The organism is Bacteroides sp. MSK.20.12 (genome assembly GCF_019052435.1).
Classification (GTDB): Bacteria; Bacteroidota; Bacteroidia; order Bacteroidales; family Bacteroidaceae; genus Bacteroides; species Bacteroides xylanisolvens.
In genome coordinates, this window is sequence record NZ_JAHQVH010000063.1 from 14,379 (window position 1) to 28,168 (window position 13,790).

The following is a 13,790-nucleotide window of genomic DNA, read 5'->3' on the forward strand; positions in this document are numbered from 1 at the left end:
TTATGCGTACTTTACAATCAGGTTTTTCAGAATCTTGCCTACGTGCTCTGCGGCATCGGTCGTTTTCTCCAGTTCATGCATGATTTCTTTAATTTTGATAAGTTCAATGCAATCCTTTTCTTCTTCAAATAGCCTGGTGATAAAGAATTCATATACGTCATCTGCCTGATTCTCGATTTCATGTAATCTTGAGCAATATTCCCGGAGAAGAGTCGGTTTCTTACGGAATATTTCAAGTTCGTCCATGGCTTTACAGATGTAGGTCGCTTCTTCCTGAATCAAACGGCTCAATTCTTTGCCGTTCTCCGAGATAGGACGGGGATTGTAAATAGAGATTCGTTTGGCACAACTATTTATTCCATCGATGACATCATCCATGCAGGAAGCTAAGTCATGAATATCTTCACGGTCGAAAGGAGTGATGAATGTAGTGCCCAATTCATTAAAAATCCGATGCGTCAGTTTGTCCCCTTCACGTTCCAGCTCTTTGATTTTCTTGTAGTAGTCTGCACGTTCTGTTGGTGAGTCATGTTGCAAGCTTTCTGTTAAAACAACGGATGCCTCACAAAGCACTTCTGAAAGTTGTTTCAGCAATGGGAAAAATTTGGGCTCCTTTGGAGTAAACCGGCTAAAAAAAGAATTTTTCATAAGTGTAAAAACTTTAAATTGTTTTTTCTTCTCTATTTATATTAGTAACAAATGAATACAGATTATAGTTTGGTGTTTTAAAACTTTAGTTTGGCTCGTACTACCTCTATGATTGCAGGCAATATAGAGATGAATATGATGGCAACGATCAGCAGTTTCAAGTTCTCTTGTACAAACGGAAGGTCTCCGAAGAAATAACCGGCGTAGCAGAATATGCCAACCCAAGCCGCACCACCCGCTAAATTATACATCATAAAATAGTAATAGTTCATCTTTCCCATTCCTGCTACGAAGGGGGCAAACGTGCGTACTATCGGGACGAATCTGGCCAGAATAATTGTTTTCCCACCATATTTCTTATAAAACTCGTGTGTCTTCTCCAGATGGCTTTGTTTGAATATCTTGGAATTGGGATTATTAAAAAGCTTTCGACCGAAGAAATGTCCGATCATGTAATTGCAGGAATCGCCTAATACGGCAGCGGCAAATAAAATGATAACGAGTATATGCACACTGATAGGCATGTCAGGTAAGGCAGAAATAGCTCCTGCAACGAAGAGTAGAGAATCACCGGGAAGAAAAGGAGTGACCACTAATCCGGTTTCACAGAAGATTATAAAAAACAAAATGGCATACGTCCAGGCATGATAATCACGCACAATCATAACCATATATTGATCGATATGAAGGATGAAATCCAATAAAAAGTCCATTTTATATACTTTGGTTGTTATGGTAAAAAAAGAATGTTATTGGCTTCCGGACCATAGTGAATACTCTTTTCACTTAAATGGAGGACGCAAACAGAAAGTGAGGCATCAAAGACTGGAATAGTCTTATGCCGGAAAAAATATAAAATGGCTAAATGAGTATGTGACCTAATGAATAGATATGATATCTATCAGAATATTTAAAAAGATTGGTATAATATGAAAAACCTGTCCATTGGTTTTGAGGAAGCTGAATCTTCAGAGAGCTTAGTATACGGATAGTGACAGAAGGAATATTGAATCGTAGTATCTTTAAAGGAGAGAGGTGTCGGAAAGAAAATGGATTTAAAACACCATTATCGTTATTGTAATCTTGCTTTCCGGTGTATTCTTTTGTTTTGACTAGTTTCTGTTCTTTATCCAGCTGTATGATGCTGGTTTTGGAGGTGTATGAATTGGTATAGGTTTGTATGCTGGTACTACCGGCTTCTAACCGGTATGCCTCCTGTGCTTCATCGGAAATCAGATGGAATCCCCAATTCAGAAATACGCCTAATAGTATACAGAATATGTACTTCATCATAACGGCCGCAAAGGTAGAAACTATTTTTATATGAAATACATATTCACAAGCATAATTAACAATTATATCAGTGACTACCGGGAATTATTCTTTGAGGCAACTCATCGTAAATTTCATCGGAGTATAGGTTATCCCGTTGGTACATTGTTTCCCGGCAATCTTGTCGAAACCCAGACTTTGATAAAAAGGAATAGCGTACGTGGATGAATTAACAGTCATTTCATCTACCGGACAATCATTGATAGCGAAACAGAATAACTGTTTGCCGATACCTTTGCATTGGTACTTTTTTCGGATAAAGAATAAAGAAAGATGTTTTCCTTCATTCTTTGTCCCCATGATGCCGACCAGATTCTTATCCTCAAAAGCACCGTAAATCACTAATTCATTCATCAGTTGCTCGTTGGAGATAAAGCTTTTGAATGAATTCAAACCTTCTTCATCGAAGTCTTCCGCTCCACATTGTATATATACCTCCAATGCTAACGATGTAGCCAGGGCGTATTCGGTCTTGTCTAATTTGCGTATCATAGTGATTGCTTTTATCATTAATTTGCCGGGAAAATTACTATTAATTTCCGGATATGGTATTGAAATCAGATTTCTTTTTCTTTTTTTTGTAAAAGCTGTAGGGTATTTCCGGTTTGAGCGCTCTTATTAGTAGAAACGCAATTTATTTACCTTTAAAAAGCATCAGTATGAAAAATGTAGAAAAACACTTGGTTGGATGGCTATCAGTTTGTTTGCTGCTTTGTAGCTATCCTGTGTGGGCGCAAGGAGATGCCGGAGATTATCTTACGATTGTTGGTATGGTGAAAGACAAGCAAAATAAAAAAGCTCTGGAGAACGTAAATGTATCGGTGCATGGTAGCAATATCGGTACTGTGACCAATGCGGAAGGAGAATTTGCTTTGAAGATTAAAAAAACGGAAACCCCGCGTGAACTGGACATTTCACATATCGGTTATGTAAATACTCATATCTCTTTGGAGAAAGAAACAGCCGCTATGTTGACAGTTTGGTTGACGCCTCATTCCAATCTATTGAATGAAGTGGTGGTATTTGCCGAAAATCCACGTATAATTGTAGAGAAAGCAATCAATAAGATTCCTTTAAATTATAGTGATAAGCGTGATATGCTGACGGGATTTTACCGGGAAACCGTACAGAAAGGGCGTCGATATATCGGTATATCGGAAGCAGTGCTCGATGTGTCTAAAACAGCCTATACCAATAGAAATATAAACTATGATAAAGTACGGGTGGAGAAGGGACGTCGTCTGCTTAGTCAGAAAGCGAGTGACACATTAGCTGTCAAAGTTGTGGGTGGTCCTAATCTAGGCGTCACTTTGGATGTCGTGAAGAACAAGGGAGCGTTACTCGATTTTGAAGAATTGAATAATTACGAATTCTGGATGGCAGAATCCATGCTTATAGATAATCGTATGCAGTATGTTATTAATTTCCGCCCGAAAGTCATTCTCATGTACGCTTTATTATACGGTAAATTGTATATCGATCGTGAACGGTTGTCATTCACCCGTATAGAAATGAGTCTGGATATGCAGAATAAATCGAAGGCGACTACCGCAATTCTGTATAAGAAACCTCTCGGTTTAAGATTCAAACCGCAAGAACTCTCTTATCTGGTCACTTATAAAGATGTAGATGGAAAAACGTATCTGAACTATATTCATAACACAATCCGTTTTAAATGTGACTGGAAGCGGAAGTTGTTTTCCACGAGCTATACGGTAGCTTCCGAAATGGTAGTGACCGATAGAAAAGAAGGAGTATTGGAGAATATACCCAACAAAGAAGCTTTCAGCCTGAATCAAATATTTTATGATAAAGTAGACGAATACTGGAATCCTGACTTTTGGGGAAACTACAATATCATCGAACCTACGGAATCTTTGGAGCACGCAGTGGATAAATTGAAAAAGCAATCGAATTGAAACAGGGATAGTTTTCTTATATTTGAAGTCAATCATAAAGAAAAGCAAGTATGCTGGATGAACTGCTCATACTAAAAAAGATAAAGGAAGGTGACATAAAAGCGTTTGAGGAACTCTTTCGCCGTTACTATTTTCCTCTTTGCTGTTATGCGGCAGGCATTACCGGGCAGATGGCGGTAGCGGAAGAGATTGTAGAAGAGCTTTTCTATGTACTTTGGAAAGAAAGGGTGCGCTTACAGATTTTCCAGTCCGTTAAAAGCTATCTGTACAGGGCGACTCGCAATCAATCTTTGCAGTATTGTGAACACGAAGAAGTTAGGAATAGATACCGTGAAGCAGTATTGAACACTTCCAATCCGGAGCAGTCGACAGATCCTCATCAACAGATGGAGTATGAGGAATTACAGAAATTCATAAATAACACTCTTGAAAAGCTGCCGGTCCGCAGACGACAGATTTTTGAGATGCACCGTTTGGAGGGGCGGAAATATGTGGAGATAGCAACACAGCTTTCTCTTTCAGTAAAAACAGTAGAAGCTGAAATGACAAAAGCCCTCCGGACATTACGAGAAGAAGTTGAAACTTATATTCACATGAAGTGATGAAAACAGAAATTTATAAAATAAAGACAGATCAGGCATGGAACCGATTGTATAATCGCCTGGACAATGACCGTTTACTTGCGAAAGTTGATGAGAGAAGTCCTATACGCAAACATTCACTATGGATCAGATACGGAGCAGTTGCCGCCGTTTTGATAGGCGTCGTCTGGGGAGCTTTGTATTGGATGACCGGTTCTGAAAGAGAACCGGCACAGAATTTTCTTACACAGGAAAATCAAGGCATTTCCACTTTGGCAACGACTCTTGAAGACGGTTCTGTGGTACTTTTGGCAAAGGAAACCTCCTTATTATATCCGAAGCATTTTATTGCTGATAAACGGGAAGTGAGTTTGCAGGGAAATGCTTTCTTCGACGTAGCAAAGAAGCAGGGACAACCCTTTTGGATTGATACGGAACAAGCTAAAATTGAAGTTTTGGGAACCGCTTTCAGTGTACAGAGCGATGAACATGCTCCGTTCCGTTTATCTGTACAAAGAGGGATTGTGAAAGTTACTCTAAAAAAAGGAAATCAGGAATGTTATGTAAAAGCGGGAGAGGCAGTAGTGGTGCAATCGCAACGATTAGTCGTTCTCGATGCGGATAAAGAGAATGAAGAGTGGGGGAGCTTCTTTAAACACATACGTTTTAAAGATGAATCTTTGGCGAACATTCTGAAAGTGATGAACCTGAATTCGGATAGTTTGCAGATTCAAGTGGCTTCACCTGCATTGGAGGAACGTAGGTTGACGGTTGAATTTTCTGATGAGTCTTCTGAAGTCGTAGCTACTCTGATAGCTAGCGCACTCGGTCTGCAATGTGTCCGGCAAGGGGATATTCTTTTGTTATCAGAATAAAACTCATTTAAACTTGAGAAAATGAAACAGGCTTATTGCTATCTATCCATTCTATTCATACTCTTTTTCGTAGTCGATACGATGAGAGCGGATGGGGGCGATGTATTGGAACGGATAGTTCGGCTTCCCAAGTCAAAAGGCACTGTTTATTCATTATTAGGTAATGTCTCCCAACAGTCGGGATATATGTTTATTTATGACAGTAAAGTTATTGATAATGATGCTGTCGTGAAGATAAAGGGAGGAGAACGGTCTATTCGCCAAGCAGTGTATGATATAGTAGGAGATACCGGTTTGGAGTTTCAGGTGATTGGTACTCATATTCTGATTACTCTCCCTTCGGAGAAAAAGATTCATATACAACAGGATTCCATTTCGGAGCAGCCTATTAACTTTTCCATTACCGGCACTTTGCTGGATAAGGAGACGGGTGTGCCCATCTCTTCAGCTACTGTTGGAGTGAGGCGGACATCTATCGGCAGCATAACAAATCAGAATGGAGATTTTAAACTGTCCTTACCCGATTCTTTAAAAAACGATTCGATTACCTTTTCTCATATAGGTTATCTTTCACAAGATATAGAGTTTGCTTTGTTGATTGGACGGCACAATATACTTAGTCTCGAACCTAAAGTGGTTTCTTTGCAGGAAGTAGTGATTCGTCGAAGTGAACCAAAGAAACTTTTGCGAGAAATGATTGAACGGAGGGAACAGAACTATTCGCATACTCCCGTGTATCTGACTACCTTTTATCGTGAAGGAGTTCAGTTGAAAAACAAATTCCAAAACTTGTCGGAAGCAGTGTTCAAGGTTTATAAGACATCCTCACATTCTGCAATGCCAGATCAAGTGAAGCTGTTGAAAATGAGTCGGCTAAGCAATGTGGAAGCGAAAGATAGCTTATTGGTAAAAGTGAAGTCGGGAATTTAGGCTTGTATTCAGATGGATATCATAAAAGATATGCCCGAATTCCTGATTCCCAGTATCGAGAATAGCATTTATACCTATACTTCGGAGGGCGTGACATTTTTAGAAGACCGGTTTGTAAATGTGGTGCATTTTGAACAGAAAAAAGGAATCAGTGAACCTCTTTTTTGCGGAGAACTATTCCTTGATTCTGAAACGAGCGCCTTATTGCAAGCCCGTCTGGAAGTTCATCCTGTATATGTGAAAAATGCGGCGGGTATGTTCGTCGAAAGGCGCGCACGCAATGTACGCATGATTCCTCAAAAAGTGGTATATACCATTTCTTATAAACCGTGGCAAGGAACTTATTACATACATCATATCCGGGGCGATCTTCATTTCAAAGTGAAACGTACAAAAATGCTGTTTGGCAGTCGCGACCTTCATATCTGGTTTGAGATGATTACTTGCAAGGTGGAAACCGGACAGGTAACCGCATTTTCCCGTACAGAAAGATTGCCTACCCGTACAATCTTCTCCGACACATATTTCAAATACGATGAGAACTTTTGGAAAGACTTCAATGTGATCCCATTGGAAGAAGAAATCAGCAAACTAATAGAAAAAATCTCTTTGAAGATAGAAGAAATAGGAGATTGATTTGTTTTGCCATTCAACGGGATTGCTGTACCTTTGCCCCCGGTTTAAAAGATTGTATGTTATGGAATTACCAAAAGATCCGATGATGTTGTTCAGCGTCATCAATATGAAGTTGCGCGACTGCTATTCTTCACTTGACGAACTTTGTGAAGATATGAATGTGAACAAGGATGAATTAGTGAATCAGTTGAATGCCGCAGGCTTTGAATATAGTGCGGAACACAATAAGTTCTGGTAATCATCTCCTTGTTTACAGCTTATAAATAGAGTATTTCTACTAAAAACATAGTGACGCTATCCGGCAAAGATAGTGACGGTATGAGACAATGATACCGTCACTATCCCGAGCATATAGCGTCACTATAATTTTCTACCTTCATCAGAACGTCATCAGGAATCATGCGTTTATTCCTATCGTATATACCGACAATGATTTCCGCCAGTTCTCCCTCTCTTGTTAATAAAAGCAAAATACCAAATCCCATATTTAACTTCGTCAGTCTTCTGCGTTCTAACTAATAAAGTTCAGAAAAAGAATTGATGATAAACGAGAATAAAATTCGTGAAGCTTGTGCCTCGAATCGCGAACGGGGATTCAAGATGCTGATGGACTCTTTTCAGGTGCCGATATATAATTATATCCGTAGACTGGTTGTATCTCATGAAGATGCGGAAGATGTGCTTCAGGAAGTCTTTATCCGGGTATTCCGGCATATCGATCAGTTTCGCGAAGAAAGTTCGCTGTCAACTTGGATTTACCGGATTGCAACGAATGAGAGTTTACGCTTGCTTAACGGACGTAAAGATGAGGGAGTTGTTTCCGCAGAAGATGTTCAGGAAGAGTTGATGGGCAAGTTGAAGGCTTCCGATTACATTGATTATGAGAATGAGTTGGCAGTAAAGTTTCAGGAAGCTATTTTAAGTCTGCCGGAAAAGCAACGGCTGGTATTCAACTTGCGTTATTACGATGAACTTGAATATGAAGAGATCGCCCGTGTACTGGATAGTAAAGTGGATACACTAAAAGTGAATTACCACTATGCGAAAGAGAAGATAAAGGAATATATATTAAACAGATAGAACGATGAAAAAGGATTTTGATTTTGATGATATTGGAAAACGGACACCTTACCGTACCCCCGATGGATTCTTCGAGGACGTGCAACGAAAGGTGATGGAACGTGCCGGAGTGAAGCAACAGCGGAAGTCTCATACGAAGCTGATTATTTCTACGGTGATTACCATAGCAGCCGTATGGGTCGGATTTCTGTTTGTTCCGTCTTTGCGACAGGCAGATGAGGTGACAACATCTTCTTCGAAAGTATTAGCCAATGGTACGGAACCGGTAGATAAATGGATTAAAGAACTATCAGATGAGGAGTTGGAAGAGCTCGTCAGCTTCTCTGAAAATGATATATTTTTGAATTAAGTAACTCAATTAATTATTTTAAACGTGAAGATTATGAAGACTAAATTTATTTATGTAATTTTGGCCGTTCTCCTGATGGGAAGCCAGATGACTTTGTCTGCACAGAATACGGATAATAAACAAAAAAAACAGCGTCCTACACCAGAACAAATGGTGCAGATGCAGACTAAACAAATAGTAAATACATTGATGTTGGATGATGCAACGGCAGCTAAATTTACTCCGGTATACGAGAAGTATCTGAAAGAATTGCGTGAATGTCGTATGATGACTCATAAGGCGAGAACAGAGAAAACTAAAGCACAAGGCACAGACGCTAATGCTAAGAAAGAACGTCCGTCCATGACTGACGACGAGATTGCAACCATGTTGCGGAACCAGTTTACTCAAAGCCGTAAAATGCTGGATATTCGTGAAAAGTATTACAATGAATTCAGCAAGATACTTTCGCAGAAGCAGATTTTGAAGATTTATCAGCAGGAAAAGATGAATGCTAATAAATTCAGAAAGGAATTTGACCGCAGAAAAGGTCAGAAACCGGGACAGGGACACCACCAGGGACAAAGACCTCGTGCTCCGCGTCAAGGCCAGAAATAAAGATTAGGTTTATTTTATTATAGTTTTATTTTACTAAATCAACACAATTTGAACATAGGCAGCCATATTTATTCTTTTCAGTACCGTTTGATTACTTGTTATGTCTTGTTACTGATTAGTTTGACTGTTTTTGCTCAGTCCGGCAAAGAGCGTTTTTCCGGTCGTGTGATTGATACTGAAACCAATCAGCCGGTACCGTTTGCTACGGTCCGGCTTTTGGCTTTACCGGATAGTACATTGTTGGGCGGCGGTGCTACGGATGCTATCGGTAAATTTCAACTTTCCGTTTCCGTTCCTACTGCGACTAAGGCGAAGTCTTTATTATTGCAAGTTTCATATATCGGATATAAACCTGTTTTTCATCTCATTTCCATTTCCCGCAAAAGCACCTCCTATGAATTGGGAAATATCAATCTGACTCCGGAAAGTTATGCTTTGGATGAGGCCGTAGTAGTAGGTCAAGCCCCGATGGCGGTGACGGAAGGAGATACAACAGTCTTCAATGCTTCCGCCTATCGTACTCCCGAAGGTTCAATGCTTGAAGAGTTGGTGAAACAACTTCCGGGAAGCGAAATAGATGCGGACGGTAAGTTATTGATACATGGTAAGGAGGTAAAGAAGATTTTAGTAGACGGTAAAGAGTTTTTCTCTGATGACCCGAAAGCCGCCCTTAAAAACCTTCCCGTGGAGATGGTGGAGAAGTTGAAAGCCTATGAACGCCAATCAGATTTGGCGCGTCTCACTGGGATAGATGACGGAGAGGAAGAGATGATTCTGGATCTGTCTGTGAAAAAGGACATGAAATTGGGTTGGATGGAGAATTTTATGGGAGGATACGGGAGTAAAGACCGTTATGAATTAGCCAATACCTTGAACCGCTTTCGTGAAAACTCTCAATTAACGATTATCGGGAATCTGAATAATACCAATAATCAGGGATTCTCGGAATTGCAGAATGAATCTTCAAATGCTACAGGTAATATCCGTAATCGGATGGGGCTGACTACTTCCCGTTCATTGGGACTAAACGCGACTCATGACTGGAAGCGGGTTAAGTTATGTTCCAATCTTCAATACGTGGGTACAGACCGTTTGGAAGACAGCCGTACAACGGTCGACAATTTTCTTCGCGAGGATCGGTCAATCAATCTGGGCACGAACAATAGCCGGTTGCAGAATCATGAGCTGGTGGCCAATGCTTTTCTTGAATGGAAGATGGATTCTGTTACTACATTGATTTTCCGTCCTCAATATCGTTTTTCGGCCAATGACAGAGAGAATAGTGGCTTTCAGGAAGGGTGGGGGAATGATGTATTGTTGAATGAGAGAGAGTCCTCCGGCACCAACCATAATTCCCGGTATAACCTGACGATGATGTTACAACTTAGCCGGAAATTGAGTCGGTTGGGGAGAAATGTCGCTTTGAAAGTAGACTATGGTACTAATGCTTCATCTACCGACCGGAAGAGCCTTTCCACCACCCGGTACTTCAAAAATAATACGAAGAAGATTCAGAATCAGAAGATAGAGGATGATGTGGACGGGTATAATTACCGGGTGCAACTGGTATATGTAGAACCGTTGCCGTGGCGGCATTTCCTGCAACTCCGTTACAGCTATCAGTATAAAGTGAACAATTCGGATCGTTTTGTCTATGACTGGGATAAGGAACTGGAAGAGTTTGCTCCCGACTTTGATGAAGACTCCAGTAACCGTTTTGAAAATCAATACAGTAATCACTTGGTGAACCTTGCCATACGTACTTCACAGAAAAAGTATAATTATAATATTGGAGTTGATTTTGAACCACAAAAGTCTGTCAGCCATTCTTTGTTGAGCGACGCTCCCGAAGATCAGTTGGAAAGATCAGTCATGAATTTCTCACCCACAGTCAATTTCCGTTACAAGTTTTCAAAACGTACCCGTTTGCAAATTGTGTATAGAGGAAAAGGAAAACAGCCAAGCGTACGCGACCTCCAACCTGTGACCGACCGTACCAATCCTTTAAATATCCGTGTCGGTAACCCTTCGTTGAAGCCTTCATATACGAATACGTTTACATTGAATTTTAATTCCTACAATACCAAACATCAGCGAAATATGGTAGCTACCGCTTTGTTCGAGAATACCATTAATAATGTAACCAATCAGGTGACTTATGACAGCGAAACCGGTGTGCGAACGACGTCTCCGGTCAATATGAATGGTAATTGGCGCGCCATGGGGTCTTTTTCTCTCAATACCCCTTTTAAGAATCGTAGCTGGATATTTCGCACTTACTCCTATCTGCAATACCGGAATCAGAATGGCTATACAACTCTGAATAAAGAAGAACCGGTGAAAACCTCCGTACAGCATTTAACGGGACGTGAGCGTCTACGGCTTACTTATCGTACCCGTCAAATGGAACTTACGGGGCTTGTCGGCCTGATTTATAACAATTCTTATAATGATGTGCGGGAGAAACGTACTGAAACTTTTGATTATCAGGCAGGAACCCAACTGCAACTTTATCTGCCTTGGGGGATGGAACTATATAATGACCTGACTTATTCTCTCCGCACCGGTTATGGTTATGAAGGTTATGCCAAAGAGAATTTCATGTGGAACTGCCAACTGTCAAAAGCCTTTCTAAAAAAGAAACAGTTATTAATCCGTTTCAAGATCTATGATATTCTCCATCAGGATATTTCTTTGATACGCACAATTACCGCCACCGCCATTCGTGACACGGATTATAATGCACTGGGGTCTTACTTTATGGTACACGCTATACTTCGTCTGAATATGATGGGAAGATAATTAGAAATTAAATCTTCATGAGTTTGAAAACCACAGCTAGGTTTTGATTGTTGTATGTCCTACGTATAAAACAATGTAAGGCTGGCTGAATGTTTCGACTGATAAAAAAGATAAAAGATAATGGTCGTTGGCGCATTTTTAAACTGAAGTTGATTGATGCACGACTTTACTTTGTCAGTATCTTCGTAGGATTACTGACGGGGCTTGTTGCCGTGCCTTATCATTACCTGTTACAGTTCTTCTTTAATCTCCGCCATGATTTTTTTGATTCTCATCCCAAGTGGTATTGGTATATCCCTCTTTTCCTGTTGATGTGGGGAATACTTGTATTCGTATCCTGGCTGGTGAAGAAAATGCCGCTTATTACCGGCGGGGGGATTCCGCAAACACGTGGAGTTATTAATGGGAGGGTTGATTATAAGCATCCTTTTCTGGAATTGGTTGCGAAGTTTGTGGGTGGGATACTTGCATTAAGTACCGGATTGTCTTTGGGGCGTGAAGGACCTTCCGTACAGATAGGTTCGTATGTCGGATATTTGGTATCAAAATGGGGGAGGGTGCTTAGTGGCGAACGGAAACAATTATTGTCTGCCGGTGCAGGTGCCGGATTGGCGGCTGCTTTTGCTGCCCCATTAGCTTCCTCATTGTTGGTTATCGAATCTATTGAGCGGTTCGATGCACCTAAAACAGCCATTACCACGCTTTTGGCAGGAGTCGTGGCAGGCGGGGTTGCCAGTTGGATTTTTCCCATCAATCCTTATTTTCATATAGATGCCATTGTGCCTGGAATGACTTTTTGGGGGCAGGTGAAACTGTTTCTTTTGTTGGCGGCAGTAGTTTCTGTTTTTGGAAAATTCTTTTCTGTCACTACTCTTCAGATGAAACGTATTTATCCCGCTATTAAGCATCCTGAATACGTGAAGATGCTGTATTTGCTTTTTATTGCTTTTTTGATTTCTATGGCCGAGTTTAATCTGACGGGAGGAGGGGAACAGTTCTTGCTATCACAGGCCATGCATCCGGATACACATATTCTTTGGATTGTTGGCATGATGTTGTTGCATTTCGTTTTTAGTACCTTTTCTTTTTCTTCGGGTTTACCGGGAGGAAGTTTTATCCCTACACTGGTGACAGGAGGACTTTTGGGGCAAATAGTGGGATTGATTATGGTTCAACAGGGTGTGATTGCTTATGAGAATATCAGTTATATCATGTTGATTTGTATGTCGGCATTTCTTGTAGCAGTCATTCGTACACCTCTGACGGCTATTGTCTTAATAACCGAGATTACGGGACATTTGGAAGTCTTTTATCCTTCCATTGTTGTAGGTGGATTAACCTATTACTTTACGGAAATGCTTCAGATAAAACCGTTCAATGTAATTTTATATGATGATATGATTCATTCGCCTGCCTTTAAGGAAGAGCCCCGTTATACATTGTCTGTAGAAGTAATGAGCGGGTCTTATTTAGATGGCAAGATGGTGGATGAACTTCGTTTACCGGAACGTTGCATAATTATAAATGTGCATCGTGACCGTAAGAATTGGCCTCCCAAAGGACAGAAATTAATGCCTGGAGATCAAGTTCAAATAGAGATGGACTCACAGGATATAGAGAAATTGTATGAACCTTTAGTGAGTATGGCGAATATTTATTGAGTATAGGTGTTGGCAGTATAAATTCATAACAGTATAAAAAAGAATGAAACAGTGCAGAAATGAACGAAATTTTTTCCTACTATAAAGTTGAAAAAACATAAAAACATCTGCCACCTGCAACCAAACGCGTGTAATGTGCTAATTGATAAATAGTTGGAACGTTGCAGATACCTGCGGCAGATAGGTTGCAGATAAAGTATCTGCAACACGTTATATAATCAAAGAAAAAGCCTTGATTCCTTGATGCAAAGCTATGGGATAATTGGGGTGACTCTATGGAGAAATGGTGGTGTCTGTAGTGTACTAAATAAGTTGACACTTCTTCAATGCGAAATTCCCATGAAAGAATTAAAAAAGAAGTACACTCCTTACACAGAATC

13 protein-coding genes and 1 pseudogene are annotated in these 13,790 nt (G+C 40.3%); 10 read left to right on the forward strand and 4 right to left on the reverse strand.

The window, feature by feature from the left end; all coding sequences use genetic code 11:
* The 4 genes from KTR06_RS22650 to KTR06_RS22665 form a co-directional block, all read right to left on the reverse strand.
* Complete coding sequence (locus KTR06_RS22650; protein ID WP_217290827.1) at positions 1–648, reverse strand: DUF47 domain-containing protein; 648 nt, start codon at positions 646–648, stop codon at positions 1–3.
* A 77-nt stretch (positions 649–725) separates the two neighbouring features.
* Positions 726–1,361, reverse strand: coding sequence for a DedA family protein (locus KTR06_RS22655; RefSeq protein ID WP_215681537.1), 636 nt, complete (start codon positions 1,359–1,361; stop codon positions 726–728).
* 148 nt (positions 1,362–1,509) lie between these two features.
* Positions 1,510–1,941 carry a hypothetical protein gene (locus tag KTR06_RS22660; protein WP_074635570.1) on the reverse strand — a complete coding sequence of 144 codons (432 nt, stop codon included), beginning with the start codon at positions 1,939–1,941 and terminating at the stop codon, positions 1,510–1,512.
* Positions 1,942–2,025: 84 nt separating this feature from the next.
* The gene (locus KTR06_RS22665; RefSeq protein WP_151923226.1) at positions 2,026–2,472 is read right to left on the reverse strand and encodes a GNAT family N-acetyltransferase; all 447 of its coding nucleotides are present in this window, start codon (positions 2,470–2,472) and stop codon (positions 2,026–2,028) included.
* A 167-nt stretch (positions 2,473–2,639) separates the two neighbouring features.
* On the opposite strand from KTR06_RS22665, the gene KTR06_RS22670 reads away from it, so the two are divergent.
* The 10 genes and pseudogenes from KTR06_RS22670 (at position 2,640) to KTR06_RS22715 (ending at position 13,410) form a co-directional block, all read left to right on the forward strand.
* Entirely contained in the window at positions 2,640–3,899 is a 1,260-nt protein-coding gene (locus KTR06_RS22670; RefSeq protein ID WP_008644523.1) for a carboxypeptidase-like regulatory domain-containing protein, read from the forward strand.
* A gap of 50 nt (positions 3,900–3,949) precedes the next feature.
* A complete protein-coding gene (locus KTR06_RS22675) occupies positions 3,950–4,501 on the forward strand; it encodes an RNA polymerase sigma-70 factor (protein WP_008021410.1) in 552 nt (183 codons plus the stop codon).
* The gene (locus KTR06_RS22680) at positions 4,501–5,355 is read left to right on the forward strand and encodes a FecR family protein (protein WP_151926795.1); all 855 of its coding nucleotides are present in this window, start codon (positions 4,501–4,503) and stop codon (positions 5,353–5,355) included. Before KTR06_RS22675 ends, KTR06_RS22680 begins: the two co-directional genes overlap by 1 nt.
* A 21-nt stretch (positions 5,356–5,376) precedes the next feature.
* A pseudogene (locus tag KTR06_RS22685) lies at positions 5,377–6,921 on the forward strand (carboxypeptidase-like regulatory domain-containing protein).
* Between the two features lie 61 nt (positions 6,922–6,982).
* A complete protein-coding gene (locus tag KTR06_RS22690) occupies positions 6,983–7,159 on the forward strand; it encodes a DUF4250 domain-containing protein (RefSeq protein WP_015532590.1) in 177 nt (58 codons plus the stop codon).
* 302 nt (positions 7,160–7,461) lie between these two features.
* Positions 7,462–8,001, forward strand: coding sequence for an RNA polymerase sigma factor (locus KTR06_RS22695; protein WP_004302175.1), 540 nt, complete (start codon positions 7,462–7,464; stop codon positions 7,999–8,001).
* Between the two features lie 4 nt (positions 8,002–8,005).
* Positions 8,006–8,350: a hypothetical protein gene (locus KTR06_RS22700; protein WP_004316888.1), complete on the forward strand. Its 345-nt coding sequence runs from the start codon at positions 8,006–8,008 to the stop codon at positions 8,348–8,350.
* A 33-nt stretch (positions 8,351–8,383) separates the two neighbouring features.
* Positions 8,384–8,947 (forward strand): hypothetical protein, encoded by a 564-nt coding sequence (locus KTR06_RS22705; RefSeq protein WP_009040731.1) that lies wholly within the window; start codon positions 8,384–8,386, stop codon positions 8,945–8,947.
* 48 nt (positions 8,948–8,995) lie between these two features.
* A complete protein-coding gene (locus KTR06_RS22710) occupies positions 8,996–11,749 on the forward strand; it encodes a TonB-dependent receptor (protein WP_217290828.1) in 2,754 nt (917 codons plus the stop codon).
* Between the two features lie 89 nt (positions 11,750–11,838).
* Positions 11,839–13,410: a ClC family H(+)/Cl(-) exchange transporter gene (locus KTR06_RS22715; RefSeq protein ID WP_008775097.1), complete on the forward strand. Its 1,572-nt coding sequence runs from the start codon at positions 11,839–11,841 to the stop codon at positions 13,408–13,410.
* Positions 13,411–13,790 lie beyond the last annotated feature (380 nt).

Bases quoted from the DNA above. Each gene is read 5' to 3' on its own strand.
- KTR06_RS22665 (WP_151923226.1), bottom strand. From the start codon at position 2,472: ATGATACGCAAATTAGACAAGACCGAATACGCCCTGGCTACATCGTTA.
- KTR06_RS22650 (WP_217290827.1), bottom strand. From the start codon at position 648: ATGAAAAATTCTTTTTTTAGCCGGTTTACTCCAAAGGAGCCCAAATTT.
- KTR06_RS22675 (WP_008021410.1), top strand. From the start codon at position 3,950: ATGCTGGATGAACTGCTCATACTAAAAAAGATAAAGGAAGGTGACATA.
- KTR06_RS22655 (WP_215681537.1), bottom strand. From the start codon at position 1,361: ATGGACTTTTTATTGGATTTCATCCTTCATATCGATCAATATATGGTT.
- KTR06_RS22700 (WP_004316888.1), top strand. From the start codon at position 8,006: ATGAAAAAGGATTTTGATTTTGATGATATTGGAAAACGGACACCTTAC.
- KTR06_RS22705 (WP_009040731.1), top strand. From the start codon at position 8,384: ATGAAGACTAAATTTATTTATGTAATTTTGGCCGTTCTCCTGATGGGA.
- KTR06_RS22680 (WP_151926795.1), top strand. From the start codon at position 4,501: ATGAAAACAGAAATTTATAAAATAAAGACAGATCAGGCATGGAACCGA.
- KTR06_RS22670 (WP_008644523.1), top strand. From the start codon at position 2,640: ATGAAAAATGTAGAAAAACACTTGGTTGGATGGCTATCAGTTTGTTTG.
- KTR06_RS22695 (WP_004302175.1), top strand. From the start codon at position 7,462: ATGATAAACGAGAATAAAATTCGTGAAGCTTGTGCCTCGAATCGCGAA.
- KTR06_RS22715 (WP_008775097.1), top strand. From the start codon at position 11,839: ATGTTTCGACTGATAAAAAAGATAAAAGATAATGGTCGTTGGCGCATT.
- KTR06_RS22690 (WP_015532590.1), top strand. From the start codon at position 6,983: ATGGAATTACCAAAAGATCCGATGATGTTGTTCAGCGTCATCAATATG.
- KTR06_RS22660 (WP_074635570.1), bottom strand. From the start codon at position 1,941: ATGATGAAGTACATATTCTGTATACTATTAGGCGTATTTCTGAATTGG.